Source organism: Micromonospora sp. NBRC 101691 (assembly GCF_030269285.1).
GTDB lineage: Bacteria > Actinomycetota > Actinomycetes > Mycobacteriales > Micromonosporaceae > Micromonospora > Micromonospora echinospora.
Genome location: NZ_BSTB01000005.1, coordinates 239568 through 265883 on the forward strand (window position 1 = coordinate 239568; position 26316 = coordinate 265883).

Consider the following 26316-nt stretch of genomic DNA (forward strand, 5'->3'; position numbering starts at 1 on the left):
CGCGAGGCCGACCGCGCACGAGCCGACGCGCGTCGCCGCCTGCCCCTGCCCCTGCCCCTGCCCCTGCCCCTGCCCCTGCCCCTGCCCCTGCGGAATGTCCTCGCATGGGTGACGCATTGCACTACCTACAAGTAACTTACGGTGCCGTAACCTGAGTGCGTGACCACCCCGACCAAGGTACGGATCAGGCCGGTCGACATCGGCAAGCCGCGGATGCGCGGCTGGTTGCACACGTACGCCTTCTTCGTCGCACTGGTCTGCGGCATCGTGCTCTGCTCGATCGCGGCCACCCGGCCGGGATGGGCACCGCTGGTCAGCTGCCTGGTCTACAGCCTCACCGTCTGCGGGCTCTTCGGCACCAGCGCGCTCTACCACCGGCGGGTCTGGTCGGAGCGGGGTTTCCAGGTCATGCGCCGGATGGACCACTCGATGATCTTCGTGTTCATCGCCGGCACGTACACGCCGTTCTGCCTGCTGCTGCTCGACGACCGCGCGGCGACGACCATGCTCGCCCTGGTCTGGGGCGGGGCCCTGGGCGGAGTGGCGGTGAAGGTGGTCTGGCCGCACGCGCCGCGCTGGGTCTCCGCCCCGCTCTACCTGGCGCTCGGCTGGGTCTCGCTGGCCATCCTGCCCGACATCCTGCACCGGGGCGGGGTTGCCGCCCTGGTGCTGCTGGCCGTCGGCGGCGCGATCTACAGCGTCGGCGCGGTCTTCTACGCGCTGCGCCGACCGAACCCGTGGCCGACGGTCTTCGGGCACCACGAGTTCTTCCACGCCTGCACGCTCGTCGCGGCGATCTGCCACCACGTGGCGATCTACTTCGCCCTGTTCGCCTGAGGTGGTAGCAGGGGCCCCCTGTTACCGCTTTTTGCCGAGCAGGGGTCCCCTGCAACCACCTCGCAACCACCCCGGCGGGCGTGCTTCCGGGGCCCCACGGCGTGGCGCGGAGCCCCGGGCGATCGAGCGGAGGTCAGACCTGGCGACCGGGGTGGCGCACCTCGCGGTACTCCTGGACGACGCGGTCGTCCCGCACCGGCACCACCCGCTCCTGGACGACGCGCTCGCGCGGCTCGGCCACGACCGTACGACGGCGGGTGTTCCAGAAGTAGGCGGTCATGATCAGACCGACCAGGCCGGCGAGCATCAGCACCCAGCCGACGGTGTTGAGGCTGAGCCAACCCAGGTTGGCGTCGACCGCGAATGCGAGGATCGCGCCCAGCGCGATGAGGAAGATACTGCTGCCGATGCCCATCGTGTCGCCCTCCTTGGCGTTCAGCTGGCGTTCCGTTACCGCCGCGGCCACTGGATGAGGTTGCGGCACACACCGACTTACCCGAGCGCGAAGATCGCCAATCAGGCAAGCTGACACCATGACGGACGGTAGGGCCACCGCACGCACGCTCGTACTGCTCCGGCACGGGAAGGCGGAACGCCCGGAGGGCATCGCCGACCGGGAACGGGCGTTGACGGAACGCGGACACGCCGACGCCGCCGCAGCCGGCACGTGGCTGGCCCGGCACGGTTTCCTGCCCGACGTGGTGGTCTGCTCACCCGCGCGCCGTACCCGGCAGACCTGGCAGGCGGCGGAGAGCGGAATGGCCGAGAGCGGGACGGCCGAGAGCGGGACGGCCGAGAGCGGGACGGCCGAGAGCGGGACGGCCGAGAGCGGGACGGCCGAGAGCGGGACGGCGGGGAACGGGGCGAAGCCCCGGGTCCGCTACGAGCCAGCCGTGTACGCGGCGGAGACCGCCGACCTGCTGGACCTGCTCCGGGCCACCGACCCGGACGCCGGCACGGTCCTGCTGGTCGCCCACAATCCGGGCATCTCCCTGGTGTCGATCGTCCTCGACCGGGTCGGCGCCGACCGGGAGGGACTGCGGACCAGCGGTGTCGTGGTGCACCGGGTGACCGGGGACTGGGCCGACCTCGGCACCGCGCCCGCACCGGTCGCCGCACGACACACCGCCCGCGCCTGAGCGCGGGCGATGCGTACCGCCGGGGAACCGCCCCGCGGTGAGGACGGGCCCCCGGCCTGGTTCTGAGCGCCGGACCCGGCGGTCACCTCACGAGGGTGGGGCCGTCGGCGGCGGTGGGTCGGGAGGTGGGGGCATCATGGCGGTCGGATGGGACAACCGGTTCTCCTCCACGATGAGGGTCCGGGCCCGCTTCCGCCGGTCCTGCCAGAACCAGAGTGTGGTGAGCAGGACGGCCAGGCCGGCAAGGATGAACACCCAGCCGACGGCACGCAGGTCGACCCACCAGACGTTGGCGCGTACGGCGAACGTCAGGATCGCCCCCAGTGTGATCAGAAAGATGCCGCTACCAATGCCCATGTGCGCTGCACTCCCCCGTGCGGTGGCTCTGGGCCTTGCCGGACACCGCCGCGTACCTCCGACGATGGTCCGGCACGCATACCCACCGTGACGGCCCCTACCCCACCGGGCGCGGCCGTGGTGGCTGACCGGCTCTCGCGGGAGTCACCTCCCGGCGGGACGTGACCGAGCGCGGCGACGGCCGGCGCGGGGGGACGCGCCGGCCGTCGAGGGGGGGGGAAATCAGGACATCGGGGTCAGAAGGCCTCCTCCGGGAGGTCCATCAGGTCAAGGTCGGTGTTCTCGATGATCCGCCGGTCGGCCCCGATGCGGGGCAGCACCTCACGGGCGAAGAACTTCGCCGCGGCCACCTTGCCGGTGTAGAACGCCTGGTCGGTGGCGGAGACCTCACCGCCCAGGGCGCGCAGTGCCACGTCCGCCTGCCGCTGGAGCAGCCAGCCGACCACCACGTCGCCGAGCGCCAGCAACAGCCGTCGGCTGCTCAGACCCACCTTGTACAGGGCACGGGGCTCACCGGCCTGCGCCTCGCCCAGCCACCCGGTCAGCACCCCGAGGATGTTCTGCACCTCGGCGAGCGCCTTGCCGAGAGCCAGACGCTCCTCCTTGAGCTGACCGTTGCCGCCCTCGCTGGCGATGAACTCCTGGATCTCGGCCGAGACGGTCAACAGCGCCTTGCCGTTGTCCCGGACGATCTTCCGGAAGAAGAGGTCGAGGCTCTGGATGGCGGTGGTGCCCTCGTACAGGGTGTCGATCTTGGAGTCCCGGACGTACTGCTCCAGGGGGTAGTCCTGGAGGAAGCCGGAGCCGCCGAAGGTCTGCAACGACTCGTGCCCGAGCAGTTCGTACGCCCGCTCCGAGCCGACTCCCTTGACCAGCGGCAGGAGCAGGTCGTTGACCCGCTTCGCGATCTCGGTCGCCGCCTCGTCACCGGCCGCCTCGGCGATCGCGACCTTGTCCTGCCAGGAGGCGGTGTAGCAGACCAGGGCACGCAGACCCTCGGCGTACGCCTTCTGGAGCATCAGCGAACGGCGGACGTCCGGGTGCCGGGTGATGGTGACCCGGGGGGCGGTCTTGTCGGCCATCTGGAGCAGGTCGGCACCCTGCACCCGGCTCTTGGCGTACTCCAGGGCGTTCAGGTAACCGGTGGAGAGCGTGGCGATGGCCTTGGTGCCGACCATCATCCGGGCGTTCTCGATGATCATGAACATCTGCCGGATGCCGTCGTGCTTCTCACCCAGCAGCCAGCCCTTGGCCGGGACGCCGTGCTCGCCGAAGGTCACCTCGCAGGTGTTGGAGACCTTCAGACCCATCTTGTGCTCGACGTTGGTGGCGAAGACGCCGTTGCGCTCGCCCAGCTCACCGGTCTCCTCGTCGAAGTGGTAGTTGGGCACCACGAAGAGGGAGAGACCCTTGGTACCCGGACCGCCGACACCCTCGACACCGACCGGTCGGGCCAGCACGTAGTGGATGATGTTGTCGCTCAGGTCGTGTTCGGCCGAGGTGATGAAGCGCTTGACACCCTCGATGTGCCAGGAGCCGTCCGGCTGCGGGACGGCGCGGGCGCGACCGGCGCCCACGTCCGACCCGGCGTCGGGCTCGGTGAGCACCATCGTCGAGCCCCACCGCTTGTCGGCGAAGAGCTTGGCCCACTTCTTCTGCTGCTCGGTGCCCTCGACGTGCAGAACGTGCGCGAAGGACGGTCCGGAAGCGTACATCCAGACGGCGGCGTTGGCGCCGAGGACCAGCTCGGCGAGGGACCACACGAGCGCCCGGGGCGCGTTGCTGCCGTCCAGTTCCGCCGGAAGCTCCAGCCGCCAGAACTCGGAGTCCATGAACGCCTGGTACGACTTCTTGAACGACTCGGGCAGGGGCGCGGTGTGGGTGGCCGGGTCGAAGACCGGCGGGTTGCGGTCACTGTCGGTGTAGCTGGCGGCCAGATCCTCGCGGGCGAGACGGTCGACCTCGGCGAGGATGTCACGCGCCGTGTCGACGTCGAGTTCCGAGAACGGCTCCTGGCTGAACGCCTGGTCCGCCCCGAAGACCTCGAACAGGTTGAACTCGAGGTCCCGCAGGTTGCTCTTGTAGTGGGTCATGATCACTGGCCCCGCTTCCGGACAGGTGTTACCGATCAGTAACCCCGACTGTATTACTCGCGGGTAGGCAGCGACAAGCCACTGACGAAAGTGACAGCGGACACACACCGGGCATTCAGCCCTCGGTGGCGCCGACCTCCCAACTCGGTACGGCCGCCGTCGCGTCGCTGCGCGGGCCCGCGTACTCCATCAGGACCAGGGCGATGTCGTCGTCGAGCCGGCCGTACACCCACTCGACCAGGGCGGTCTCCAGCGAGGCCAGGCCGTCGGCCACCGTCCCGTGGCCGAGCAGCCGCCAGGCCCGGTCGGCGGTGGGAAAGAACTCACCGTCCCGGCGGGCTTCGCCCAGGCCGTCGGTGAAGAGCAGCAGCCGGTCTCCCGGTTCCAACCGTTCCACCCGGGGCTGCACCACGGGCATGAAGCCGAGCGGGGGCGCGGGGGCGGGCGGTTCGAGCGGGATCACGCAACCCCGGCGCAGCAGCAGCGGCGGCGGGTGTCCGCAGTTCACGATGGTGAGCGTCCCGCCCCGCTCCTCGACCACGGCGGCGGTCACGAAATCCTCGTCGCCCACGCTGCGCGCCACCGCCCGGTCCAGGTCGGACACGACGGCACGCAGGTCGGCCCGCTCGTGGGCCACGTGCCGGTACGAGCCGAGCACGATGCTGGCCAGCCGAACGGCGTCCAGGCCCTTACCCCGCACGTCCCCGATGATCATTCGCACGCCGTACGGGGTGTCGATGGCCTCGTACAGGTCGCCGCCGATCTCGGCGGTGGCCGTGGAGGAGATGTAGCGGGCCGCCACCGCCAACGTCCCGACCTGCGGGCCGAGCGGACGCAGCACCGCCTGCTGGGCGACCGACGCCAGTTTCGACAACTCGGCGATCTGCTCGGTCTGCCGCTGCCGCACCCCGGCCACCACCGCCACGAGCGCGGTCACCACCACGATCGCGGCGACACTGGCCGCGGTGTCCAGCGAGACGCCCGGCTCGGAGAACGCGAACGCCACCGCCGCGAAAGTGGCCGCCGCACCGACCCCGAGCACCACCCGCCAGGTGGCGAAGACCGCGGCGAGCACCGGCGCGGCGGCCATCAGGCCCAGGTAGTGGGCGCCACTGCCGTCGGCCGCCTCGACTGCGGAGATGAACCCGAGCAGGACGAGGGCCGCGCCGAGACCGGCGCGGGATCCGGGGCTCAGCGGACTACGGAACCGCTGCAAGGGATGCGTGCGTACGCAGCACAGCATGCCCTATGAAGGTTGATCAGCGCATGACGTTGACCCGTCGTCCGAGCCGGTTCTGACCGGCCGGACCTCCCTGAACCGCCGATGCGCGCGACCCGGCTCAGCCGAGCACCTCGTAGGAGACGGTGAGGTGGCCGAGGTCGAGCGAGGCGATCGCGCCGAACGCCGCCCGGGACAGGTCGATGCAACGACCGTCGATGAACGGCCCCCGATCGTTGATCCGTACGGTCACCGAGGCTCCGGTGGCGGGGTTGGTCACCCGTACCCGGGTGTCGAACGGCAGCGTCCGGTGCGCGGCGGTCATCGCCGAGGGGTCGAAGGTCTCGCCGTTGGCGGTCATCTGTCCCTCGGCGTAGAAGGACGCACCGCAGGTGCCGCTCGCGACCACCGGCGGGGCGGTCCGCTTCGGCGCGGCGGGCTTCGTGGTCGCCCGCTTCGACGGCGTCGAGGTCACCTGGGCCCGAGGCTTGCCCCGGGAGGCGGCCGTCGAACGGGTGGGCGCCGGAGTGGCGCTCGGCGACCCGGTGACCTCCGGGGAGGGACTGACCGTCGACGGGGACGGGACCGGGCTCTCCAGCGACGGTGGAGCCGACGTCGGGACCACCGGCGCCGGCCGGACGGCCTCCGGTTCCGCCGAGGTCAGGTGCACCGCACCGACCGTGCCACCGACGGCCACCGCGACGGCGACGGCAGCGGAGGCCGCGATCCCGGCGGGCGAGGAGAACATTCGATTCCGAGCGTGCCTGCCGGCCATCGACCAGTCCTTCCAGTTACCTGCAAAACGGATCGGACCGTAACGAGAGAAGCACTTCGGAAGTCAACCTGATCATGGTCATATGTTGTGATTTGCAGGCATACGTGTAGCCGATCATCCGAGGCGGGGTCACACCGCCGGGCCCTGGCAACGGACGGGCAGGATGGAGTGGTGTCCACCGAGCTGAGTCAGCGCCTCGTCGAGTTGTTCCGCTGGTCGGATCCGGGCCCGGAGAGCAGCCATCTGGTCAGCGACGTCTCCGGCTGGTGGCGCGACCCGTACGTGCTGGCCGAGATCGGGCCGGCGCTGGTGGCACCGTTCCGCGCCACCGCGCCCACCGTTGTGATCTCACCCGCCGTCACCGGTCTGCTCCTCGGTCCGCTCGCTGCGACCGCACTGGGGGTGGGTTTCGTCCCGGCGCAGAAACCCGAAGACGGACGGCAGCCGCCCGGACCGACCACCTGGGCGCAGAGCACGCCCGACTTCCGGGGCCGCCGCGTCACCCTCGGCGTCCGGGACCGGCACCTCGGGCCGGGCGACCGGGTGCTGGTGGTCGACGACTGGCTCGCCACCGGCGCGCAGGTCCGGGCGCTCTACCAGCTCTGCGCGGCTCGGGGCGCGGAGCCGGTCGGAACCAGCGTGGTGGTCGCCGACTGCCCACCGCAGGTCAGCGCCGAACTGCGCGTCCGCGCCCTGCTCCAGGCCGACCGCCTCGAACCCTGACGCCGCCCCGCCTTCGCAGCCGGACACCCGCAAGGCCTGCCGGGCCCGCCCACAAGCCGGCCCGAAATCCGGCGGCGGTCGGGCAGCCGGTCGGTTAGCCTCGGCGGAATGTGGCCACGGATCGGTGACCTGCGCACTCTCGCTCTCGGCACGCCCGGCCCGATGCGGGACCGGCTGAACACGCTCGTGCTGTCCGGGGTGAAGACCGCGACGACCGGACTGCACAGCGAGTACGCCACGGAGGGCGAGGAGCTGGAGCACGTCGGTGAACGGCTGGCACTGGTCGACGACCACGACGCGCTGATCGGCGTCGTCGAGGTCACCGCCGTCGAGGTGGTCCGCTTCGCGGACGTGACCTGGGACTTCGCCCGCTCTGAGGGAGAGGGCGACCGGGACCTCGACGAGTGGCGCACCGGCCACCGCAACTTCTGGGCCACCGAGGGTAGCCCGGTCACCGACGACACGCTCGTCGTCTGTGTCCGCCTGCGGCTCGAGTCGGCCGGGGCGGGTGGCACCACCACCGGCGACCTGGGCACCTGAGCGGCCCCCGACCGGACCGGCACGGCAAGGGACCGGACGGCCTTCCGGCCGACCGGCTCAGACGCGGCGCAGCTCGGGCAGGTTCTCCGCGACCTCGGAGAGCACGTTCTCGTCCCCGGCGTACCAACTGCTCAGCCGTGGCCAGTGGGTCACCACGTCGGTGAACCCGAGCCGCGCGGCGCGCGCGACCGCGTCGGCGAAGAAGTCCGCGCTGGTCAGCGAGAAGACCGGGGCGGCATCCAGCAACAGGTACCGGTCGAGGGTGGCCGGATCGCGACCGGCCTCGTCGAGAGTGGCGTCGAGCCGGGCGGCGAGCGTCGCCACCGACTTCCACCAGCCCTCCAGGTCGTTCCCGCCGGTGCCGGTGGTGACCCAGCCCTGACCGAAGCGGGCGGCCAGCCGCATCGAGCGGGGCCCGTTGGCGGCGACCACGAAGGGCACCCTCGGCATCTGGACACAGCCCGGGTTGTTCCGGGCGTCCACCGCGGAGAACCACTCGCCACGCCAGGTCACGCCGTCCTGCCGGAGCACCAGGTCGAGCAGTTCGGTGAACTCGCCGAACCGGTCCGCCCGGCGACGCGGGGGCAGGGTGTCCCCGCCGAGCACGGTGGCGTCGAAGCCGATGCCGCCCGCACCGATGCCGAGCAGCAGCCGCCCGCCGGAGATGTCGTCCAGCGTGGTCACCTGTCGGGCGAAGGCCGCCGGGTGCCGGAAGTTGGGCGAGGCGACCAGAGTGCCGAGCCGGATCCGGGAGGTCACCAACGCGGCGGCGGTCAGCGTCGACATCGAATCGAACCAGGGACCGTCGACCAGGTCGCGCCAGCCCAGGTGGTCATAGGTCCAGGCGTGGTCGAAACCCCACTCCTCGGTCTGCCGCCAGCGCCGCTGCGCCTCGGACCAACGCTGGTCCGGGAGGATGACGATGCCGATGCGCATGATCACACCCTACGGCCTGGGATTTCCGGCCGATCCGCCGCCCGGCACCTCCGAAAGTACGAAAGAGTGCGGGACAGGCGCAGCAGAGCCGTCGACGTCACCCACCAGCGGCGGAACGGGACAGCCGTACCGGCCGGTCGCTGACGGGAAGCGCTGATGTCCTTCACCTTCACGCGCCTGGTGCCGCACGGGGCGTTGGCACTCGCCGTTGCCAGAGCGATGCAGGGCAAACGGTTCTCTCATGGGGTGGCAGCGTCCGGCATCAGCGGTGAGCCGCCGACAATCGGGATGACCCGTCCGACTGAAGCAGACGCGCGACAGGCTGGGAGGGACAATGCTCGGGATGTCGACCCGAGCGATCTTCGGCCTAGCGGTCCGCGGGGCGGGCGTTGGTGCTGCTGTTGTGGCGGCGGCATATCTGGCGTACCGGTTCGCCGAAGCGTATGCGCGGGCGGACAGCAGCAACTACACCAACAGCGCTGACGCGCTCGGCGTGCTGAGCATTGTTCTCCTTGGCTGTGGCCTGCCGTTCTGCAACCAGACCGGCCTCGTCGTCGCGCTTCTGAGCCGGCTGCCGCGACCTTGGCTCGTTTCCGCCGTCGGCCTAGCTGCTGGTGCGGTCCTGGGCTGCGGCGTCCGACCTGCGGGGATCGCCTGGACGGCTCTGGCGGTGCTGTTGGCGTATGCGGCAGCCGCAGTGGCCACAGCCGTGATGGTTCGCTCTACGCGAGGAACCGCCGGCATCTGACGTGTTCGGGCGTGCCCGCGATCGGATCACGGGAACCGGAGACATCAAAGGCCCTGGCTCGGGACTCGCGTCCTGAACAGGGCCTTTGTAGTGGAGCGGGTGACGGGAATCGAACCCGCACTGTCAGCTGGGAATCGCACAAGATCAGGCCGTCGTACGGCGTTTCCCCAGTTCGGCACGGTCCCTGGTGACCTCGGTTGGCCTGGTTTTACCCCGGCTTATGGCCCGTGGATGGCCCGGCCTACCCGTCCTCGAACGGCTCATCGTGCCACCGGAACCCGGCCTCGTCGTCCTCGATGCTCAACAGGAACTCGGCCACCTGGCGGCCGTCCGGGTGACTCATCGTGACGGCGGCCCGCACGGCGTCGTAGGCCCGCTCCATCGCCTCGTCGTCCTCGGCATCGACGGCGGCGTTCCACGCGACGAAGAGCGGACGCAGCGGCTCGAACCCCGACAGCGGACGGAACCGGCCGTACGTCCACGGGAAGTCGTGACTCTGCTCGTCGATCTCGCCAACCAGCTCGCCCCGGTGGTACAGCCGCCAAACCCTGCCCGCGCCCACCGCGACAGAGTAGGCGGCGCTGAGGCGGTCAGCCCCGGTGTGGTGTGGGCTAGGCACACCCAGCCTGGTGCACTACTGCACCGGGCGGTGTACTATTGCACCAGACAGCAGGCCCTGCATCCCCTTCACGCGTTCCTGCTGGCCACCCAACCAGGCCCTTCCGTGCTGGGAAAACATCCCTATTAGTCCGAGCGCGGAGGATCTACCAGATTTGGAGCCAACATGTCCGAAATCAAGGCATCCATCCCCCTAGGAGTGGAATATGGTCAGGGCGGGTCGCCACCCCAAGAAGGAGATTGCGCATGCGCTTCGCCGGGCGGCTGAAGCTGGCCTCATCGTTGATGAGATCCACCGGGGCCATCGGTGGGGACAGGTGATCTGTGAACGTTGCTCCGCTACCCGAGGCGTCTGGTCTACGCCGCGCGACGCGGGCAGCCATGCAAAACAGATCGAACGGTTCACGCGCAGTCACATCCACCCCTTGCCGCCGGAGGGGTCATCCGCCACCACGTAAGGCTGGAAGGAGGTAGGCCATGACAACACACATCTTTACGGTGGTGCTCGATCGGCAGCCTACCGATGCCGAGCTGGACGCCCTGTTCGTTGCCGGCTGCGACGACGCAGCCTTCGGCACTGAGAACAATCTCCCGATCGCAGAGTTCGACCGGGAGGCGGAGACCATGGCGGACGCGATCGCTACCGCTGTACACAGCCTCGACGAGGTCGGCCTGGTCGCGCTCCGTATCCTCGATCAGGATCTTGTTACGTTGGCTGATGTCGCCGAGCGTATCGGGCAGAGCCGAGAGTCTGTGCGACGGTACGCGAGCGGCGAACGAGGACCAGGCAACTTCCCACCCCCCGTCAACCCCGCTCGGGAAGGCACAGTGTTCTACCGATGGAGCGAGGTTGCTCCATGGGTACGCGACAACCTACGGATTGAGATAGCCGACTCTGACCCCGCGCTGGTCGTCGCCAACCTAGTGCTACAAGCCCGACAACACCGCCAGCGTGTCGCCCACATGGCAGCACTGACCGACCTACTAGCAGCGTAAGGCCCACAAGCGCCAACAGCTAATGGCACGTCAACAGCACGCCGCGTGATCGTTGACCTTGGAACATCGAAGGCCCTGGTCAGGACTTGCGTCCTGACCAGGGCCTTCGTGGTGGAGCGGGTGACGGGAATCGAACCCGCACTGTCAGCTTGGGAAGCTGATGTTCTGCCATTGAACTACACCCGCAGGCGGCACCACTGTACCTGAGCGGCTCGCCGTCCGCACCAAGGTACCCCTTTGCGGCGACCCGCGTCGCCGGGGAGACCCGTGCTCCGCCCTCGACCGGTCGGAACGGGCGGCCCCGGAGACAGCACCCGAGCTTCGTCGACCCGGACGTGACCAACCGTTACAGCGCAGCAACACATGCCCATTTTCAAATGTGTCGATGAGATGTAGCCTCTGCCCCAAGATTCTCAGCCTCGGTGTGACACGCCTCTTGTCACGTCGAGAGAAAGAGGTGGACACATGGGCCTTCGTCCTAATCTGTTGACCCGGCGTGTGGCCGGTGTCGCCACCACGACCCTCGCCCTGCTGCTCAGCACGGCGGCAATCGGTGTCGCTCCTGCGGCGGCCCATGCGGACCACGCGGACGAGGCCTGCGTCGAGCCGGCCGACACCCATGCCCACTCGAAGATCAAGGTCGGCGGCATTGCCAAGCACGAGCCGAACGAGCTGACCCCGCAGCAGGTCCGTGAGCGCGAGGCGGACCTCGCCGCCGTGCTGGCCGCTCGGGCCAAGCGGACCGACCTCAAGCAGGGTCCGGTGGCGAACGCCTCGATCACGATCCCGGTCGTGGTGCACGTGATCCAGCGGGACAGCACCCGGGCCGGGGGCAACATCCCGGACTCGATGGTCAATTCGCAGATCAGCGTGCTGAACCAGTCCTTCAGCGGTGCGACCGGCGGCACGGCCACCGCGTTCGCCTTCCAGCTTCAGAAGATCAACCGGGTCACCAACCCGGCGTGGTACCCGATCGTGCAGGGTTCCTCGGCCGAGCGCTCGATGAAGACCTCGCTGCGTGAGGGCGGCAAGGGCACGCTCAACATCTACCTCGGCGAACTGAGCGACGACCTGCTCGGCTGGGCGACCTTCCCGACCCGCCGGCTCAACAGCATGGACGGCGTCGTCGTGCTGAGCGAGTCGCTGCCGGGCGGCACCGCCACCAACTACAACCAGGGCGACACCGGCACCCACGAGGTCGGCCACTGGCTGAACCTGTACCACACCTTCCAGGGCGGCTGCTCCGGCTCCGGCGACGGCGTCTCGGACACCCCGGCGGAGGCGTCGCCGGCGTTCGAGTGCCCGACCGGTCGGGACACCTGCGCCACTGCCGGCGTGGACCCGATCACCAACTTCATGGACTACACCTACGACTCGTGCATGTACCAGTTCACCGCAGGCCAGGCCAGCCGCATGCTGACCGCGTGGAACGCCTACCGCGCCGCCTGACGGCGCTGACGTACCGCCCGATGCCGGCTCCGTCCGACGGAGCCGGCATCGGCGTGTCCAGGCTCAGGCCGCGGCCCGATGCGCGGCCCGCCGTCGCCCGACCCGTGGTCCTGGTGCCGACGGCTGGCCGGCACCCGGTGAGTCACGTGCCCGAGGGTCCAGCCAGACCTGAACCGCCGGACCGCCCTGCCCCACGCCGGAAGCCTCCGGCCCGACGTGATCGCGCCGGGCGAGCATCGCCACGTCGACGGTGAACTCGAACAACCGCCAGTCCGCCCGTGGCTCGGCCCGGAAACACTCCGCCAGCCGGGCCACCCGGGCCTGGTCGGTGACCGGCCGGGCGTGCCCGGCCACGTACGCCTCGTCGTCGCTCTCCTCCGGCGGGAACGAGTGCAGCGCGTACCGCCCGTCGCGCTCCAGATCGCGGCGCTTCGGCGAGTCGATGACGAAGCAGAAGAGCCCCTCGTCGGTGATGACCGGGGAGACCGGGTGGACCCGGGGGCCACCGTCGGCCCGGACCGTGGCCAGGTAGCCGAAGCCGGGGCCGTACTGCTGCAGGAGAAGGCGGATCGCGTCGGCGAGGCGGGGCTCGTCGGTGGCGAACTCGGACCAGGAAGCCATACCGACATTCTATCGAACACGCGTACGAAAGAGCAGTCCGACGCGCTGGTCACCCGCCGGATCGGGGAGGCTACGGCACTGGATATGGTGGTGCGATGCTGCTCTCCGACCGGGACCTCGTCAGCGAGATCAAGGCTGGCACGCTGGCGCTGGAACCGTTCGACGCGAGTCTGGTGCAGCCCTCCAGCATCGACGTACGCCTGGACCGGCTCTTCCGGGTCTTCAACAACCACCTCTACACGCACATCGACCCGGCGATGCAGCAGGACGATCTCACCTCGTTGGTGGAGGTGCCCGAGGGGGAGCCCTTCGTGCTGCACCCCGGCGAGTTCGTGCTCGCCTCCACGCTGGAGGTCATCTCGCTGGGCGACCAGCTCGCCGGCCGGCTGGAGGGCAAGTCGAGTCTGGGCCGGCTCGGCCTGCTCACCCACTCGACCGCCGGTTTCATCGACCCTGGCTTCTCCGGGCACGTGACGTTGGAACTCTCCAACGTGGCCAACCTGCCGATCACGCTCTGGCCCGGTATGAAGATCGGCCAGCTCTGCATCTTCCGGCTCTCCTCGCCGGCCGAGCATCCGTACGGCTCCGCCGTCTACGGCTCCCGCTACCAGGGGCAGCGCGGGCCCACCCCGAGTCGGGCCTGGCGGAACTGGCGCACCTGGCCCACTCGCTGACCCCACCGCTGTCCCGCCACCCACCGCCCCGACACCCGTCGTTGTGCCGGTGGTGGTGTGTGCGCGGCTTCGCCGGGTGCCTGCAGGGGTCCCCTGCTACGCAAAAAGCGGTAACAGGGGACCCCTGCTACCACCTCAGCCGGGGCGGCCGTAACTGTGCACCGGGCCGTCGTCGACCCGCTTCATCTTCACCGGCGCGCCGGCCCGGGAGGCGTGCACCAGCCAGCCGTTGCCGACGTACATGCCGACGTGGTGCAGGTCGGAGTAGTAGAAGACGAGATCCCCGGGGCGTAGCTCGCTTTGGCCCACCCGGGCGGTCACCCGTCGCTGCTGGGCGGCGTTGTGCGGCAGGGCGACCCCGGCCCGGGCCCAGGCGGCGAGCGTGAGCCCGGAGCAGTCGTACGCGTTCGGCCCCTCGGCGCCCCAGACGTAGGGCTTGCCGATCTGCGCGCAGGCGAACGTGACGGCCTTTCCGGCGGCACCGCCGGGGTAGGCGGCCGGGCAGGGGGCGGGACGCAGGCTGGTGCCAGCGCCGTTGCCGTACGCCGCCAGGCGCATCTTCTGAAGGCGGGCGATGTCGGCGTCGATCTGCCGCCGCTTCGCGTCCAACTGGCGTTCGGCCTGGCTGAGCTGTGTGATCAGCCGGTCCAGCGGAGCCTTGCGGGCGCCGAGCTGGTCCCGCAGTTCGACCACGTGGCGGATGTCGGCCTGCTGCCGACGGGCGAACTGGTCGAGCAGTTCGAGTTGGTGGACGACGGTGGCCGGTGTCGGGTCCGCCAGCATGGCGTTGAGGGCGGAGGCGTTCTCCCCCTTGTACGCCCGTACCGCGAGCCCGCCGACCTTGCTCATCGCCTGGTCGACCTGACGGCTCAGCGGCCCGATCCGGGCGGCGAGCGCCCCCGCCTCCCGTCGTTTGGCGGTGAGCGCCTGGCGGGTGGCGTTGTGCTGTTCGATGACCGGTTCGAGGGCGTTCCACTCCCGGTCGATCTGGCGTTCGATCTCGGCGACCGAGGGTTCGGCGTGGGCCACGCCGGTGCCGCCCGTCACGAGGACGGTGGCTCCGACGAGGACGGTGAAGACGGTGGTGAAGCGGGACCAGCATGGACGCGGCGCAGCCGTCGTCCGGGCAGCCGGGGCCGTCCGGACGGACGATCGCCGCGGGGCATGGTGTGCCACCGGGCTCCTGACTCCTTCTTCCGTTGACCGCCTACCGGGTTAGCTGACGGGTTCGGGCGGGAAGGGAGCGCCCTACCTTGGGTACGGATTCACCCCGATGGTGCTGGTGGTTCCCCGGTTCGCTCGTGCTGTGGCGACGTTTCTCGTTGTGGCGACGTGCCGGTCGGCCGGCTCCTTCTCCAGCAGACGGCCGCCGTCGTGCGATTCGGCGGTGTCGAGCCGTTGCCGCCTCGGACTGGCGGACCTGTCACCGGCTCGGCAAGTGCCGAGGTTAGAGACGACCGTCGTCGATCCGCAACACGGTTCGCGGGAGTGCCACCTGCTGATTTCCGACAGTAACCACTGTGGGCACGGTTCGTTCGCCCAGCGCGAAGGGCCCCGGCCGATGGCCGGGGCCCTTCGCGGAAGAGTCGGTCAGTACGGGCGGCGGAAGCCTGCGACCGGCATGTGGCTGATGCTGGCCACCTGCACCGGCTTGCCGGCGCGTGGGGCGTGCACCATGATGCCGTTACCCAGGTAGAGCCCGACGTGGTGCAGGTCGCTGAAGAAGAAGACCAGGTCACCGGGGCGGGCCTCGGCGCGGCTGATCACCTTCGTCTCGCGCCACTGCGCGCCGGTGAAGTGGGTCAGGTGGATGCCTGCGGCCTTGTAGGCGTACTGGGTCAGCCCGGAGCAGTCGAAGGAGTTCGGCCCGGTGGCGCCCCAGACGTACGGGTCACCGACCTGGGCGCAGGCCGTCCTGATGGCGGTGTTGGCGGCGCTGCTGATCACACCCTTGATGAGCGGGCAGCCGGGGGCGCTGACCGCGGTCTTCGGCATGGATGCCCGCAGCCGCTTGATCTCGGCGTCGATCGTGGTCTTCTTCGCCGCCAGGTCCTTCTCCTGCTGGGTCTGGCTGGTGATGATGGTGTCCAGCTTCTGCTTCTCGACCTCGTACTTGGTCCGGATCTCCACCACCCCCTGGAGTTCCTTGCGCTGGTGGGCGGCGAGTCGGTCGAGCATGCCCATCTGCTCGGCCAGGGTGCCCGGCTTGGCGCTGACCAGCAGCGCGCCGATCTCCTGGGACGGGCCGGTCATGTAGTGCCGGGAGGCCAGGGCCCCGATCCGGTTCATGGCCATGTCGCTCTGCAACGCGAGCGGCTCGATCTTCTTCTCCAGGTCGGCCGACTTCTTCTGGTTGACCTTGAGCTGGCTGCGGACCTCGTTGTACTTCTCGATCGTGGGCTCCAACTGCTCCCACTGCTTGTCGATCTGCGCCTCGATCTCCTCGGGAGTGGGCGCGGCGTACGCGGGGGCAGCGAGCAGGCCGGCACCGACCACGGCAGCGGCGGACAGGGTGACGAGGGTGCGAACGAACCGGCGCAACCCACCCGGACGAGTGGGGAGCCGATCCGGTGCGTGACGCTGAGGGGGCAGGGTTGCCACCGGCACCGAACTCCTTTGGCGACCAGACCACCGGGCGCCCCGCGAGGGAGAGGATGGCGGGGCAGACGATCCACAGCGGCCGGTGCCCCACATTAGGGAAGCAACGGGACGATATCAAGGCGAGGGGACCTCAAATCACGCTCCGGCAATCATGTGGGCACCCACCGTGCCGGCCCAGCCGGAGATGGCGGCAGCTTCCGCCCGCGCCGAGCCGGCGCATCGCCGCCACGCACCTCGGTCGGACCTCACCGCGAGTCCCGGGAGCATCACGGCGTGCTTGTAGAGCTGCCCCGTCCGTGCCACCGCGATCACGGGTAGCGCAGACGGGGCAGCTCTACAGCGTCGGAAAGGGCGAGTCCCCCGGCGCGCGCCCGAGCCGGTCCGACGGGTACGGGCCCGAGCGGGTCGGCTCAGCCGGTTACCGGCTCGGCCGGCTGGCCGTCGCGGTCCTGCGCCGGCTTCACCGAACGGAGCAGCACGCTGGCGACGTCGACGACCTCGACCTGCTCGCCGGCGCCCTTGCCGTTGACCCCGTCGTTGAGCATCGTCGAGCAGAACGGGCAGCCGACCGCGATGGTCTTCGCGCCGGTGGACATCGCCTCCTCGACGCGGTCCACGTTGATCCGCTTGCCGATCCGCTCCTCCATCCACATCCGGGCGCCGCCAGCGCCGCAGCAGAAGGAGCGCTCGCTGTTGCGGGGCATCTCGGTGACGGCCTCCTGCACGGAGGAGCCGAGCACCTCGCGCGGCGGGGCGAAGATCCGGTTGTGCCGACCCAGGTAGCAGGGGTCGTGGTAGGTGACCCCACCGTCGACCGGCTGGACCGGGGTGAGCTTGCCGGTCGAGACCAGGTGGGCCAGGAGTTGCGTATGGTGGACCACCTCGAACTCGCCGCCGAGCTGGCCGTACTCGTTGCCCAGGGTGTTGAAGCAGTGCGGGCAGGTCGCGACGATCTTGCGCTTGGTCTTCTCCCGCCCCTCGAACGCCTCGTTCAGGGTCTCCACGTTCTGCTGGGCGAGCATCTGGAAGACGAACTCGTTGCCGATCCGTCGGGCCGGGTCACCGGTGCAGGTCTCCCCCTCGCCGAGGATGGCGAAGCTCACACCGGCCTCGTGCAGCAGCGTGGCGACGGCCCGGGTGGTCTTCTTGGCCCGGTCCTCGAACGCCCCGGCGCAGCCGACCCAGAAGAGGTACTCGAAGTCCTCCACCTCACCGACCCGGGGCACCTGGAAGTCCAGGCCCTTGGTCCAGTCCTCCCGGGTGTTCTGCGGGGCGCCCCACGGGTTGCCCTTGTTCTCCAGGTTGCGCAGCATCACGCCGGCCTCGGAGGGGAAGCTCGACTCGATCAGCACCTGGTAGCGCCGCATGTCGACGATGTGGTCGACGTGCTCGATGTCGACCGGGCACTGCTCGACGCAGGCGCCGCAGGTGGTGCAGGACCAGAGCACGTCCGGGTCGATGACCCCGCCTTCCTCGGCCCCACCGATCAGCGGCTTCTCCGCCTCGGCGAGCGCGAGCACGTCCACGTGGGCGAGCTGGGCCGCGGTGGCCTTCTCCTCGCCGGTGAGGTCCTTGCCGCCCCCGGCCAGCAGGTACGGGGCCTTCGCGTACGCGTGGTCGCGCAGGCTGAGCACGAGCAGCTTCGGGGAGAGGGGCTTGCCGGTGTTCCAGGCCGGGCACTGCGACTGGCAGCGACCGCACTCGGTGCAGGTGCTGAAGTCCAGCAGGCCCTTCCAGGTGAACTGCTCGACCTGGGCGACGCCGAACTGGTCGGACTCCGGGTCGGCCTCCTCGAAGTCGAGCGGCTTGCCGTTGCTCATCATCGGGCGGAGCGCGCCCAGACCGGAGCCGGCCCGGCCCGGGTCACGCTTGAAGTAGATGTTGAAGAAGGCCAGGAAGCGGTGCCAGGCCACGCCCATGGTCACGTTCAGCGCGATCACGATGAGCCAGGTCATCGAAATCATGATCTTGATGAGGGCGGCGACACTGACCCCGGCCTCCCAGTCCGGCAGCACCGCGCCGACCGCGTGGCTGACCGGGGTGGCCCAGGTCGGGTACTCGAAGTGGTCGGTGGCGACCTTGAAGCCCCGGATCAGGAAGCCCATGACCAGAACGGCGAGGACCACCGCCTCGACGAAGTAGCCCTGCCACATGGTCGAGCCGGTGAAGCGGGAGCGTCCGCCCGGCCGGCCGGGCCGGTTGCGGATCCGGATGGCGATCAGCACCACGATGCCGACCGTCCCGAGGATGCCGATCAGCTCGGTGACCAGGCCGTAGGCCGCCCAACCCCCGATCAGCGGCAGGCCACCGGTGGGCGAGACCACCTCGAAGTACGCCTCAAGGACCAGCAGCGAGAGCACCACGAAGGCGACCATGACGAACCAGTGGGCCGCACCCACCACGCTCCAGCGCAGCATGCGGGTGTGCCCGGCCGTCTCGGCCAGCATCGTCCTGGTCCGGGTGAGCGTGTCGCCGAACCGCGCCGGATCCGGCTGTCCGAGCCGGACGACTGCGACGATCCGCAGCACCGCCTGCACGGCCAGCCACACCGCCAGTGTGGTGATGGCGGCGGCGAGGATCGTTGTGACGAGCTGGACGCTGCCCATAGCGTTGGCCTCCCCGGTCTACTGCCTGGCGAGCGGTTCGGCGACCGGCGTCGGGGCGCGTCGCCGGCTGACCACCGCGATCCCTGACCTTGACCGGCCGATGACGTCGCTCCGCTCCGTCATGCAGTGCAGCCTACGCGCAAGGTTACCCAGTAGTAACGTGAGGAACCTCGCATCGGGCCACGCCGCCCTGCGCACACCTTAGAAGGATGGGCCGACCTGCGCCGATCAGGGGTTCCGCCGGGTGACGCCCAGGCACGACACGCCCATCGGTCGGGTCACCGCGGCGACCGTCGGGTCGGCGCATGCCGGAGTCCGGCCACGCCAGCACGGCGTGCCGGACCGGGACGACGACAGCTGCCGGCGCTCAGCGCCAGCGGGAGAGCACGACCAGCGAGGCGACCATGGCCCCGAAGCCGACGGCGAGGTTCCAGTAGCCCCACGCGGCGACCGGGTAGGCCTGCTCGGAGAGGTAGTAGACCACCAGCCAGCCGATGCCGAAGACGATCAACGACACGGCCAGGACCGGCAGCCAGACCGGGCTGGGCTTGCGCGTCGACGCCGTCGCCGTCGGACGCACGTCCGTGGGCGGGGTGTACACCTTCTTCTTGCGGACCTGTGACTTGGGCACGACGCTCTCCAAGAGGGGATACGACCTCGTCCGGCCTGACAACCGGGCGCGAGGGCGACGGTCCATGGCCAATAATGTTTCGACAGCTAGCGTAGTCCGAGAGACCCGTTCAGGCCATGAACGGGGTCAATCGAATGCGGGTAGTGACCGAAAAGAGCGGAACTGATCGGGTGCCGAGCCCGTTCTGACGGGTGACACCAGGGAAAGGAGCGCTCGGTGGAGTACACATCCGGCGCGGCGTCCTGGCAGAAGGTGCTCCGGCGGGCAGTAGCCGGACTGCTGCCCCGACGCCCGCGTCAGCGACGCCCGGGGTGGTCGCTCGGCGTACCACTGATCGCCGCCGCAGCCGGCCTGCTCTTCACCACCACCGCCACCACCGCCGGGGGCACCGCCCTCCGCGAGGACCGCCGGCCGCAGCTCACCCAGCTCATCGACGACACCCGGCAGCGGGTGGCGGAGCGCGAGGCGGAGGCGGCGAGGCTCCGGGCGAACGTGGAGCAGCAGACCGAGGCGCTCGCCGACACCGACCAGCCGATCGCCGCGGAACGTGGCCGGGCGGCAGCCAGCCGACAGTCCGCCGGGTTCACCGCGCTCACCGGTTCGGGAGTCACCGTCGAGCTCGACGACGCCCGACGGCTCGAGAGCCTGCCCGAAGGGGCCAGCAACGACGACCTGGTCGTTCACCAGGGCGACGTCCAGGCGGTCGTGAACGCGCTCTGGGCAGGGGGCGCGGAGGCCATGTCAATCATGAACGTCCGCGTCCTGAGCACCAGCGCGGTACGCTGCGTGGGTAACACCCTGCTGCTGCACGGCCGGGTGTACTCCCCTCCGTTCAAGATCGTAGCGATCGGCGACCCCGCTGCCCTCCAGCGGGCCCTCGCCGCCTCCGAGGGAGTCCGGTTGTTCAAGGACGCGGTCGACCACTACCAGCTCGGCTACCGCGAGACCGTCTCCACGGTCGGCGTGCCGGCGTTCGAGGGTTCGACAGCGCTCCGTTCGGCGAAGGTGCCTCGGTGACCGGAACGCCCGAGGACCACCGAGGGAACGGTCAGGGGTGGCACCACGCCGGTCCCCCGGAGGAACCCACCGCCGTCATCCCCCGCGTGGACCGCTCGGGCGAGCCGCGACAGTCCGCCGCCCGGCGCTGGCCGGACCCGGTTCCACCGCGTCCCAGCCCGCCACCTCCGGCCGCCGCTGCGCCGACCGGCCCGCCCCGGTCCGCACCGGCGCCGGTGCCCCCGCCGTGGGCACCGCCGACCCGCCCCGCCGGACCGGTCGCCGGCCAGGTGGCAGGCCGCGAGACCGAGAGGCCGACCGTGGTCGTCGCGGCACTCGGCCCGCGTGGCGAGGAGCCCACCGCGCAGATCCCGGCCGTACCGCCGACGACGCGGCACGACACCGAGCGGGGTCCCATCCGGCAGATCGACGACCGGAACCCGCCGAGGCGGCCCGACCGGGGACCGGGGACCGGTGGCCTGCAGGCCGTCCGGCCGACCGCGCCCGCCCCGGCCCACGACACGACGGCCCTGATGGGTGCCGTCCCCCGCCTCCCGCCCCGGGACGACGAACCGGCCGCCGCCGCGCCCGCCGGCCCACCACCCCAGCCCCGCCGGGGCGAGCGGGTGGTGCAGCTACGCCCGGAGCAGACCGACGAGGGCTACCGCAGCGTCTACTCCGAGCTGACCCGTCCCACCGTCTGGTCCCGGCTGCGCACCGGCGTCCGGGTCAGCGGCGAGCTCCTCATCACCTTCGGCCTGGTGGTGCTCCTCTTCGCCGGGTACGAGGTGTGGGGCAAGTCCGCCATCGTCGGCGCCCACCAGAGCGACCTCAGCCAGCAACTGGAACAGGCGTGGGGCCCGCAGGGCGACCCGACCGTCGCGCCGTCGGCGACCCCGGGTCCCCGCACCACGCCGTCCCCGCCGGTGAACGGCAAGCCGATCGCCGGGCTCTACATCCCCAGCCTCGACAAGAACTGGGTCGTGGTCGAGGGTGTCACCCAGAAGGACATCCGGTACGCCCCGGGCCACTACCCGGCGAGCGCCATGCCCGGTGAGCTGGGCAACTTCTCCGTCGCCGGACACCGCAACCGAGCCACCTTCTGGCGGCTGGACGAGCTGGACGAGGGTGCCGCGATCGTGGTCGAGACCAGGGAGAGGTGGTACGTCTACCGCGTCTCCCAGTCGCGGATCGTCAAGCCCTCGCAGGTCGAGGTGGTCGCACCGGTTCCCGGCCGACCCGGAGCCAAGCCGACCGAGCGGATGCTGACCCTCACCACGTGCAACCCGAAGTTCGACAACTACGAGCGGCTGATCATCCACGCGAAGATGGAACGCTCACAGGACAAGTCGGCGGGACGCCCGACCGAGCTGGAGGGCTGAGGTCGTGTACGGGTGGATCTGGCGGAAGCTGCCGTTCGGGCTGGCCGGCAAGCTGATCGGCTCGGTGCTGCTCGCCTCGGCTACGGTCGCGCTGCTCTGGTACGTCGTCTTCCCCTGGGCCGAGCCGCTGCTCCCCTTCGACGACGTGCAGGTCACCCAGGACGCCGAGGTGCCCGGTGGCCCGGCCGGCGGGGACTCCGGGGTGACCGGCGACGAGCCCTCCGGCGACGACCACGACCTGCCGTACGACACGGAGCAGAACAACACCCCGCCCCCCTCTCCGGACAGGTGAGTCGATGCGTGTACTGGTGATCGACAACTACGACTCGTTCGTCTTCAACCTGGTGCAGTACCTCGGCCAGCTCGGCGTGGACTGCGAGGTACGCCGCAACGACGAGATCGACGTCGACGAGGTGGGCCGGGTCGGTGCCGCCGGGATCCTGCTTTCCCCGGGGCCGGGCAGCCCGGACCGGGCCGGTATCTGTCTCGACGTCGTCCACCGGTACGCCGGCGAGCTGCCGATCTTCGGCGTCTGTCTCGGCCACCAGGCGATCGGTGAGGCGTTCGGGGCCACCGTGGCGCGTGCCCCGGAGCTGCTGCACGGCAAGACATCGCTGGTGCGGCACTCCTCCACCGGGGTCCTGGCCGGGCTGCCCGACCCGTTCACCGCGACCCGTTACCACTCGCTGGCGGTGCTGCCCGAGACCCTGCCCGACGAGCTGGAGGTGACCGGCTGGACCGGCTCCGGGGTGGTGATGGCGATGCGTCACCGCACCCTGCCGGTCGAGGGGGTCCAGTTCCACCCGGAGTCCGTGCTCACCGAAGGTGGCCACCTGATGCTGGCCAACTGGCTCGCCACCTGCGGTTTCACGGCGGCCCGGGAGCGGGCTCCCGAGCTGGCCGCCGAGGTCGACGCCCGCCGCCTGGCCGCCTTCGCCACCGCCTGACAGGCACCCCGCCCTCACCCTCCGTCGCCAGCGGCGGCGACACCTCACCGAGGCGCCGGTCGGCTGGCACGGAGCAGCGCCGGTAGGCCGCGATCGCGGCGAAGCCACCGCTTCCCGGCATCGTCGGCGTCGACTCTGCCGGGAGGCGTCGCGGCGTCAGTTCCGGCGGGAGGCCTCGTCGCGGGGCGGCATGGTCGGGAACGGCAGGCCACCGCCACCGCCACCGCCGTCGGTCGGCGTCGGCGTCGGGTTGGGCGTCGCCGGGGGCGTGCCACTCGGGTCCGGCTCGGGCTCCGGCCGGCTGACCGTGATGGTCACCGTCTGCCCCCGGGCCAGCGAGGTCCCGCCGCGCGGGTTCTGGCCGGTGACCTTGCCCGCCTCGTCCTCCGGCACCTCCGCGCCGTTGCGGACGCTCACCCGGTAGCCGGCGTCCTCCAGCTCCTCCCGGGCGTCCTCCTCGCTCTCGCCGACCACGTTCGGCACCTCGCGGACGTTGCCCCGGGAGACCTCGACGACTACCTTGCCGCCCTCCTCGACGGTCTTCCCGGACGTCGGGGTCAGCTTGACGACCAGGCCCTCGGGCTCGTCGCTGTTGACGTCCTTGCGTTCCACGGTGAGCTTCAGCGCCTTGAGCTGCGCCTCGACGTTCTCGAACTTCGAACCGATCAGGTTGGCCGGGATGGTGACCACCGGCTTGCCGCCGCAGAAGTGCAGCGTGACCGTCTGGTTCTCGCCGACCTCCTCGCCGGCCGGCGGCTCCTGCCGGACGACGGTGTCCTTCTTGCAGTCGCTGCTGAGCACCGGCTCGCCGATTTGGGCCCGCAACTTGGCGCCGGCCAGGTCGGCGGTCGCCACTTCCCGGGTCTTGCCGGCCAGGTCGGGCACCGGAACGCTGGTCTCCCGGTTCTGGAGCAGGAGCAGGCCGGCGACCAGTGCGATCACCGCGAGCACGCCGAGGCCGGCGAGCGTGGCGATCACCCAGGACGAGGCGCGGCGTCGACGCGGGTCGCCCACCCGGGCGGGGATCTGCCGGGTCTGCGCGGCGGTCGCCGCAGCCGGGAAGGCAGCCGCCGCAGGTGCCGGTCCCATCGCCGCCGTCTCGTCCTCGCGGAGCACCGGCGTGGCGGCCACCGGACGTCCGGCGGCGGCACGGAGGAGGTCGGCCCGCATCTCCCCGGCGCTCTGGTACCGGTTGAGCGGGTTCTTCGACAGCGCCTTCAGCACGATCGCGTCGAGCGGCGGCGTGACGTCCGGGTTGATGTCGCTCGGCGTCGGCGGTGCTTCCCGGACGTGCTGGTACGCGACGCTGACCGGGCTGTCCCCGACGAACGGCGGATGGCCGCAGAGCAGCTCGAACAGGACACAACCAGCGGCGTAGACGTCCGACCGGGCGTCCACCGCCTCACCCCGGGCCTGCTCGGGGGAGAGGTACTGGGCGGTGCCGATCACGGCGCTGGTCTGCGTCATCGTGGTCGCGCCGCTGGCCAGCGCCCGGGCGATGCCGAAGTCCATCACCTTGACCTGGCCGGTCAGGGTGAGCATCACGTTGCCGGGCTTGATGTCCCGGTGGATGATGCCGTGCCGGTGGCTGAACTCCAGCGCCGCGCACATGTCGGCGGTGATCTCCAGGGCCCGGCGGGGCTGGAGACGGCCCTCCGCGCCCAGCACCTCCTTCAGGGTGCGCCCGTTGACGAACTCCATGACGATGAAGGGCAGGGTCTCGCCGGTCGGGGCGGTCTCCTCGCCGGTGTCGTAGACGGCGACGATGGCGGGGTGGTTGAGCGAGGCCGCGTTCTGCGCCTCGCGGCGGAACCGCATCTGGAAGGTCGCGTCGCGGGCCAGGTCGGCCCGGAGCATCTTGATCGCGACATCCCGGCCGAGCCGCAGGTCACGACCGCGGTGCACCTCGGCCATGCCGCCGTAGCCGAGAAGCTCGCCGACCTGGTACCTGCCACCCAGCAGGCGGGCCTGCGCAGTCATCGCGTCTGTCGTCCTTCGCTCGTCGTCGTCCCGTCGCCACCCGGCACGGGCAGTCCCATCCGACGGTACGACGACGGGACACCGTCGTCATCTCCGCTGGCCGTCGGCACCTCGGACATCACGCTCGGTGACCGGAGCAGGCCGGCCGAGCTGGCCGTCGAATCGTCGGCCTGCAACCGGTAGGAGATCACGCCGGAACAGATCAGCACCAGCACGGCGAGCGCGATGACCACCAGGACGGTCCGGGCACGCGGCCCGCTGTCCGTCACGGGTGGGCCGGGCTGGTAGGCGTACCCGACCGGTCGCGGCGGAGCCGACGGGACGGGGGCCGCGCCCCGGGGATAGCCGGGAGGCGCCATCGACGGATGCGACGGGGTGGCCGGCGGCGGGGCGACCGGGCGGTGCACCACCTGCGGCGCCGGGCGGGGCGGGGACACCGGCACCGAGGCGGCCGGACGAGCAGCTGCCGGCGGCCGGGCCTGCGGCGGCGGCGCGACCGGCGGGCGGGGGTGCTGCCGCTGTGGCGGCGGGACCTGCGCCCGGGCCGGCGGGGTGCCCGGCGGGATGGCCGGCGAGGAGGGGGCCACCGAGACCGGCCGGGCCCGACCGCCGGGTCGGTTCTGGTGGGCGAGGGCGGCCTTGACCTGCCGGGCCGCGCCGGCCAGGGCGGCGGCGCTCGGCCAGCGGGCCGTCGGGTCCTTGGCCATGGCCCGGTCGACGAGCGCGCGGACCGACGGGGGGATGTCCGCCGGGAGCGGACGCGGGGTCTCCCGGACGTGCCGCATCGCGATCTCCAGGGGGTTGTCCCCCTCGAACGGCCGGCGACCGGCGAGGCACTGGTAGGCGACCACCCCGAGGGCGTAGACGTCGGAGGCCGGGGTGGCCACCGCGCCCGCCGCCTGCTCCGGGGAGATGTACGAGGCGGTGCCGAGCACCGACCCGGCGGCGGTGAGCTGGCCGACCAGTTCGGAACGGGCGATGCCGAAGTCGGTCAGCACCAGCGTGCCGTTCGGCCGGACCAGCAGGTTGCCGGGCTTCACGTCGCGGTGCACGATGCCCTTGCCGTGTGCGGCGTGCAGGGCGTCCGCCGCCTGGGCCACCAGCGCCATCGTCCGGGCCGGGGTGAGCCGACCGACCCGGTTGAGGGTCGCCGAGAGGGCGTCCCCCTCGACGTACTCCATGATCAGGAAGGCGATCTGCTGGTCGCTGCCGAAGTCGTAGATGTCGACCACGCCGGGGTGGTTGATGGTCGCCATGGTGCGCGCCTCGCCACGGAACCGCTCGGCGAACCCCGGCTCGTCCAGCAACGCCGGAAGCAGGCTCTTGACCGCGACGACCCGGCCGAGCACCTGGTCGGTGCCGCGCCAGACGTCACCCATGCCACCGCTGGCGATCCGCTCGTCGAGACGGTAGCGGTTGCCGAGCTGGACGCCGGGGCTGAGCATGTG

At 70.7% G+C, this 26316-nt stretch carries 26 protein-coding genes, 1 tRNA gene and 1 riboswitch; of the genes, 12 read left to right on the forward strand and 15 right to left on the reverse strand.

Annotation, left to right across the window (positions count from 1 at the left end):
* The first annotated feature begins 213 nt into the window (after positions 1-213).
* Complete coding sequence (gene trhA / locus QSK20_RS11700; RefSeq protein ID WP_285788695.1) at positions 214-837, forward strand: PAQR family membrane homeostasis protein TrhA; 624 nt, start codon at positions 214-216, stop codon at positions 835-837.
* Positions 838-970: 133 nt separating this feature from the next.
* Here the strand turns inward: trhA and QSK20_RS11705 are convergent, their stop codons facing one another.
* A complete protein-coding gene (locus tag QSK20_RS11705; protein WP_285788696.1) occupies positions 971-1252 on the reverse strand; it encodes a DUF6458 family protein in 282 nt (93 codons plus the stop codon).
* 118 nt (positions 1253-1370) lie between these two features.
* On the opposite strand from QSK20_RS11705, the gene QSK20_RS11710 reads away from it, so the two are divergent.
* Positions 1371-1976 carry a SixA phosphatase family protein gene (locus QSK20_RS11710; protein ID WP_285788609.1) on the forward strand — a complete coding sequence of 202 codons (606 nt, stop codon included), beginning with the start codon at positions 1371-1373 and terminating at the stop codon, positions 1974-1976.
* Positions 1977-2063: 87 nt separating this feature from the next.
* Here QSK20_RS11710 and QSK20_RS11715 read toward each other — a convergent pair whose 3' ends face one another.
* From QSK20_RS11715 to QSK20_RS11730, 4 genes are all read right to left on the reverse strand, one after another.
* Positions 2064-2333, reverse strand: coding sequence for a DUF6458 family protein (locus QSK20_RS11715; RefSeq protein ID WP_088981302.1), 270 nt, complete (start codon positions 2331-2333; stop codon positions 2064-2066).
* 236 nt (positions 2334-2569) lie between these two features.
* Complete coding sequence (locus QSK20_RS11720; RefSeq protein ID WP_285788610.1) at positions 2570-4426, reverse strand: acyl-CoA dehydrogenase; 1857 nt, start codon at positions 4424-4426, stop codon at positions 2570-2572.
* Positions 4427-4541: 115 nt separating this feature from the next.
* Complete coding sequence (locus tag QSK20_RS11725; RefSeq protein WP_285788611.1) at positions 4542-5669, reverse strand: PP2C family protein-serine/threonine phosphatase; 1128 nt, start codon at positions 5667-5669, stop codon at positions 4542-4544.
* Positions 5670-5766: 97 nt separating this feature from the next.
* Entirely contained in the window at positions 5767-6420 is a 654-nt protein-coding gene (locus QSK20_RS11730) for a septal ring lytic transglycosylase RlpA family protein (protein WP_285788612.1), read from the reverse strand.
* 171 nt (positions 6421-6591) lie between these two features.
* On the opposite strand from QSK20_RS11730, the gene QSK20_RS11735 reads away from it, so the two are divergent.
* Positions 6592-7143 (forward strand): phosphoribosyltransferase family protein, encoded by a 552-nt coding sequence (locus QSK20_RS11735; protein ID WP_285788613.1) that lies wholly within the window; start codon positions 6592-6594, stop codon positions 7141-7143.
* Positions 7144-7251: 108 nt separating this feature from the next.
* Positions 7252-7683, forward strand: a complete 432-nt coding sequence (locus QSK20_RS11740; RefSeq protein ID WP_285788614.1) for an ASCH domain-containing protein — start codon at positions 7252-7254, stop codon at positions 7681-7683.
* A gap of 57 nt (positions 7684-7740) precedes the next feature.
* Here the strand turns inward: QSK20_RS11740 and QSK20_RS11745 are convergent, their stop codons facing one another.
* Complete coding sequence (locus QSK20_RS11745) at positions 7741-8625, reverse strand: LLM class flavin-dependent oxidoreductase (protein WP_285788615.1); 885 nt, start codon at positions 8623-8625, stop codon at positions 7741-7743.
* A gap of 337 nt (positions 8626-8962) precedes the next feature.
* Here QSK20_RS11745 and QSK20_RS11750 point away from each other — a divergent pair, with 337 nt between their 5' ends.
* The gene (locus tag QSK20_RS11750; RefSeq protein WP_285788616.1) at positions 8963-9367 is read left to right on the forward strand and encodes a hypothetical protein; all 405 of its coding nucleotides are present in this window, start codon (positions 8963-8965) and stop codon (positions 9365-9367) included.
* A 241-nt stretch (positions 9368-9608) separates the two neighbouring features.
* Here the strand turns inward: QSK20_RS11750 and QSK20_RS11755 are convergent, their stop codons facing one another.
* Entirely contained in the window at positions 9609-9929 is a 321-nt protein-coding gene (locus QSK20_RS11755) for a hypothetical protein (RefSeq protein ID WP_285788617.1), read from the reverse strand.
* A 533-nt stretch (positions 9930-10462) separates the two neighbouring features.
* Here QSK20_RS11755 and QSK20_RS11760 point away from each other — a divergent pair.
* The gene (locus tag QSK20_RS11760) at positions 10463-10981 is read left to right on the forward strand and encodes a helix-turn-helix domain-containing protein (protein WP_285788618.1); all 519 of its coding nucleotides are present in this window, start codon (positions 10463-10465) and stop codon (positions 10979-10981) included.
* A gap of 112 nt (positions 10982-11093) precedes the next feature.
* Here QSK20_RS11760 and QSK20_RS11765 read toward each other — a convergent pair.
* A tRNA-Gly gene (locus QSK20_RS11765) sits at positions 11094-11167 on the reverse strand.
* A gap of 279 nt (positions 11168-11446) precedes the next feature.
* On the opposite strand from QSK20_RS11765, the gene QSK20_RS11770 reads away from it, so the two are divergent.
* Positions 11447-12430, forward strand: coding sequence for a zinc metalloprotease (locus QSK20_RS11770; RefSeq protein ID WP_285788619.1), 984 nt, complete (start codon positions 11447-11449; stop codon positions 12428-12430).
* 63 nt (positions 12431-12493) lie between these two features.
* On the opposite strand, the gene QSK20_RS11775 is transcribed toward QSK20_RS11770, so the two are convergent.
* Entirely contained in the window at positions 12494-13051 is a 558-nt protein-coding gene (locus tag QSK20_RS11775) for a pyridoxamine 5'-phosphate oxidase family protein (protein ID WP_285788620.1), read from the reverse strand.
* A gap of 95 nt (positions 13052-13146) precedes the next feature.
* Between QSK20_RS11775 and dcd the strand changes: the two genes are divergently transcribed.
* Positions 13147-13725 carry a dCTP deaminase gene (gene dcd / locus QSK20_RS11780; protein ID WP_088981310.1) on the forward strand — a complete coding sequence of 193 codons (579 nt, stop codon included), beginning with the start codon at positions 13147-13149 and terminating at the stop codon, positions 13723-13725.
* A 135-nt stretch (positions 13726-13860) separates the two neighbouring features.
* On the opposite strand, the gene QSK20_RS11785 is transcribed toward dcd, so the two are convergent.
* From QSK20_RS11785 to QSK20_RS11800, 4 genes are all read right to left on the reverse strand, one after another.
* Complete coding sequence (locus QSK20_RS11785; RefSeq protein ID WP_285788621.1) at positions 13861-14772, reverse strand: C40 family peptidase; 912 nt, start codon at positions 14770-14772, stop codon at positions 13861-13863.
* Between the two features lie 142 nt (positions 14773-14914).
* Positions 14915-15047: riboswitch (cyclic di-AMP (ydaO/yuaA leader) on the reverse strand.
* Between the two features lie 268 nt (positions 15048-15315).
* Entirely contained in the window at positions 15316-16332 is a 1017-nt protein-coding gene (locus QSK20_RS11790) for a C40 family peptidase (protein WP_285788622.1), read from the reverse strand.
* A 404-nt stretch (positions 16333-16736) separates the two neighbouring features.
* On the reverse strand, positions 16737-18932 hold the full coding sequence (locus QSK20_RS11795; protein WP_285788623.1) for a (Fe-S)-binding protein: 2196 nt from the start codon (positions 18930-18932) through the stop codon (positions 16737-16739).
* Positions 18933-19299: 367 nt separating this feature from the next.
* Entirely contained in the window at positions 19300-19563 is a 264-nt protein-coding gene (locus QSK20_RS11800) for a cell division protein CrgA (RefSeq protein WP_088985406.1), read from the reverse strand.
* Between the two features lie 216 nt (positions 19564-19779).
* On the opposite strand from QSK20_RS11800, the gene QSK20_RS11805 reads away from it, so the two are divergent.
* The 4 genes from QSK20_RS11805 to QSK20_RS11820 all read left to right on the forward strand — a co-directional run bounded on the left by QSK20_RS11805 (position 19780) and on the right by QSK20_RS11820 (position 22888).
* Positions 19780-20580: a DUF881 domain-containing protein gene (locus QSK20_RS11805; RefSeq protein ID WP_285788624.1), complete on the forward strand. Its 801-nt coding sequence runs from the start codon at positions 19780-19782 to the stop codon at positions 20578-20580.
* Positions 20581-20879: 299 nt separating this feature from the next.
* Complete coding sequence (locus tag QSK20_RS11810) at positions 20880-21941, forward strand: class E sortase (RefSeq protein ID WP_502888882.1); 1062 nt, start codon at positions 20880-20882, stop codon at positions 21939-21941.
* A 4-nt stretch (positions 21942-21945) separates the two neighbouring features.
* A complete protein-coding gene (locus QSK20_RS11815; protein WP_285788625.1) occupies positions 21946-22233 on the forward strand; it encodes a hypothetical protein in 288 nt (95 codons plus the stop codon).
* Between the two features lie 4 nt (positions 22234-22237).
* The gene (locus QSK20_RS11820; RefSeq protein ID WP_285788626.1) at positions 22238-22888 is read left to right on the forward strand and encodes an aminodeoxychorismate/anthranilate synthase component II; all 651 of its coding nucleotides are present in this window, start codon (positions 22238-22240) and stop codon (positions 22886-22888) included.
* Positions 22889-23044: 156 nt separating this feature from the next.
* On the opposite strand, the gene pknB is transcribed toward QSK20_RS11820, so the two are convergent.
* Both pknB and QSK20_RS11830 read right to left on the reverse strand, forming a co-directional pair.
* Positions 23045-24868 (reverse strand): Stk1 family PASTA domain-containing Ser/Thr kinase, encoded by a 1824-nt coding sequence (gene pknB, locus QSK20_RS11825; RefSeq protein ID WP_285788627.1) that lies wholly within the window; start codon positions 24866-24868, stop codon positions 23045-23047.
* Positions 24865-26313 carry a serine/threonine-protein kinase gene (locus tag QSK20_RS11830; protein WP_285788628.1) on the reverse strand — a complete coding sequence of 483 codons (1449 nt, stop codon included), beginning with the start codon at positions 26311-26313 and terminating at the stop codon, positions 24865-24867. Before QSK20_RS11830 ends, pknB begins: the two co-directional genes overlap by 4 nt.
* Between the last annotated feature and the right edge of the window lie 3 nt (positions 26314-26316).

Coding starts and splice junctions, on each gene's coding strand:
- trhA (WP_285788695.1), top strand. CDS start 214: ATGCGCGGCTGGTTGCACACGTACGCCTTCTTCGTCGCACTGGTCTGC.
- QSK20_RS11705 (WP_285788696.1), bottom strand. CDS start 1,252: ATGGGCATCGGCAGCAGTATCTTCCTCATCGCGCTGGGCGCGATCCTC.
- QSK20_RS11710 (WP_285788609.1), top strand. CDS start 1,371: ATGACGGACGGTAGGGCCACCGCACGCACGCTCGTACTGCTCCGGCAC.
- QSK20_RS11715 (WP_088981302.1), bottom strand. CDS start 2,333: ATGGGCATTGGTAGCGGCATCTTTCTGATCACACTGGGGGCGATCCTG.
- QSK20_RS11720 (WP_285788610.1), bottom strand. CDS start 4,426: ATGACCCACTACAAGAGCAACCTGCGGGACCTCGAGTTCAACCTGTTC.
- QSK20_RS11725 (WP_285788611.1), bottom strand. CDS start 5,669: ATGCTGTGCTGCGTACGCACGCATCCCTTGCAGCGGTTCCGTAGTCCG.
- QSK20_RS11730 (WP_285788612.1), bottom strand. CDS start 6,420: ATGGCCGGCAGGCACGCTCGGAATCGAATGTTCTCCTCGCCCGCCGGG.
- QSK20_RS11740 (WP_285788614.1), top strand. CDS start 7,252: ATGTGGCCACGGATCGGTGACCTGCGCACTCTCGCTCTCGGCACGCCC.
- QSK20_RS11750 (WP_285788616.1), top strand. CDS start 8,963: ATGTCGACCCGAGCGATCTTCGGCCTAGCGGTCCGCGGGGCGGGCGTT.
- QSK20_RS11760 (WP_285788618.1), top strand. CDS start 10,463: ATGACAACACACATCTTTACGGTGGTGCTCGATCGGCAGCCTACCGAT.
- QSK20_RS11770 (WP_285788619.1), top strand. CDS start 11,447: ATGGGCCTTCGTCCTAATCTGTTGACCCGGCGTGTGGCCGGTGTCGCC.
- QSK20_RS11775 (WP_285788620.1), bottom strand. CDS start 13,051: ATGGCTTCCTGGTCCGAGTTCGCCACCGACGAGCCCCGCCTCGCCGAC.
- dcd (WP_088981310.1), top strand. CDS start 13,147: ATGCTGCTCTCCGACCGGGACCTCGTCAGCGAGATCAAGGCTGGCACG.
- QSK20_RS11795 (WP_285788623.1), bottom strand. CDS start 18,932: ATGGGCAGCGTCCAGCTCGTCACAACGATCCTCGCCGCCGCCATCACC.
- QSK20_RS11820 (WP_285788626.1), top strand. CDS start 22,238: ATGCGTGTACTGGTGATCGACAACTACGACTCGTTCGTCTTCAACCTG.
- pknB (WP_285788627.1), bottom strand. CDS start 24,868: ATGACTGCGCAGGCCCGCCTGCTGGGTGGCAGGTACCAGGTCGGCGAG.
- QSK20_RS11830 (WP_285788628.1), bottom strand. CDS start 26,313: ATGCTCAGCCCCGGCGTCCAGCTCGGCAACCGCTACCGTCTCGACGAG.